This is a genomic window from Bartonella sp. AP36NXGY, from assembly GCF_042195865.1.
GTDB lineage: Bacteria > Pseudomonadota > Alphaproteobacteria > Rhizobiales > Rhizobiaceae > Bartonella.
This window is the reverse complement of the sequence record NZ_JBHIPD010000099.1, coordinates 1-1,363: the sequence shown is the minus strand read 5'-3', so window position 1 is coordinate 1,363 and position 1,363 is coordinate 1. Positions and strand designations below refer to the sequence as shown.

Genomic DNA, 1,363 nt, shown 5'->3' with positions numbered 1-1,363 from the left:
GAAGTTGACGACGGCACCCGCCCCCTTCGCGCGGTTCAGTCTGCCGTTATCGGGATTGTTGGCACAGCACCCGATGCCGATGAACAAGCATTTCCCCTTAATACACCCGTTTTGGTAACGGGTTCTCTTTCACAAGCTGCAAAACTGGATAAAACGGGTAAGCGTCAAGGCACCCTACCCAATGCCCTTGATCTTATTTTTAAACAAGTAGGGGCAATTGTCGTTGTCGTACGCGTGAACGAGGGTGACAATGAAAATGCAACACTCACCAATGTTCTTGGCGGTGTAAACGCAAATGGTGCTTATGAAGGTGTTCATGCTTTGATTGGAGCGCAATCCATTGTAGGACAAACACCACGCATTCTCATCGCTCCAGGCTTTACACATCAACGCCCTTCCAGTGTGAATATTGAAGAGAATGGAACTGGTGCAACTGCCAACCCCGTCGCAGCAGAACTCATTGGCATTGCCGAGCGTCTGCGTGCTATTGTGGTGCTTGATGCACCAAACAGCACAGATGAAGCAGCCCTTAGCACAGCAAAGGATTTTGATTCAAAACGCGTCATTCTTATTGACCCTTTTGTAAAGGTGAATCGTGATGGAAAGATCATAGAACAGCCGGCAAGTGCAGCAGTTGCTGGTGTCATTGCCAAAACTGATTTTACACACGGTTTTTGGCATTCTCCTTCCAATAAAGTGATCAATGGCATTGTTGGTATTGCACGCCCCATTGATTTTTCCATTGGTGATCGATCAAGCCGCGCTAACCTTCTTAACGAACAAAACATCACAACAATTATCCGCGAAAATGGTTATCGTCTTTGGGGTAATCGCACCCTTTCAAGTGATACAAAGTTTGCTTTCTTATCCGTAGTACGCACCGCAGATATGATCAATGATGCCATTTTGCGCGGGCATCTATGGGCTGTCGACCGCAATATCAAAAAGACCTACATGAATGATGTCAGTGAAAGCGTCAATGCCTATTTGCGTGATTTAAAAGCACAAGGCGCCATTCTTGGTGGACGCTGTACACCTGATCTAGAGCTTAACACAGCAAGCGCCATTGAGAGCGGCAAAGTCTATTTCAATGTCGAATTCACCCCCACAACACCCGCAGAACACATCACGTTCCGTTCACGCATTGTGAATGATTATTTAGAGGAGATTTTTTAATGGCTATCCCCGTTTTACCAAGAGTTTTGAAATATTTTAACATTTTTGTCGACGGTATTCCCTATCAAGCAAAATGTGAAAGCGTAACATTACCGAATTTGAACTTGGTCGTTGAAAGTTATCGCGGCGGTGGCATGGATAGCTCCATTGAAGTTGACCTTGGTCTTGAAACCCTCACGCTTAGCAT

Annotated in this window: 2 protein-coding genes; both read left to right on the top strand. The window is 45.8% G+C overall.

Going from position 1 to position 1,363, the window contains the following annotated elements:
* Positions 1 to 1,176: phage tail sheath subtilisin-like domain-containing protein (locus ACFINX_RS10060; RefSeq protein ID WP_375668796.1), on the top strand; the 1,176-nt coding region annotated here is incomplete at its 5' end.
* Positions 1,176 to 1,363, top strand: a 188-nt coding sequence (locus ACFINX_RS10055; RefSeq protein WP_375668795.1) for a phage major tail tube protein, incomplete at its 3' end; no start/stop codon positions are given. The genes ACFINX_RS10060 and ACFINX_RS10055, both read left to right, overlap by 1 nt.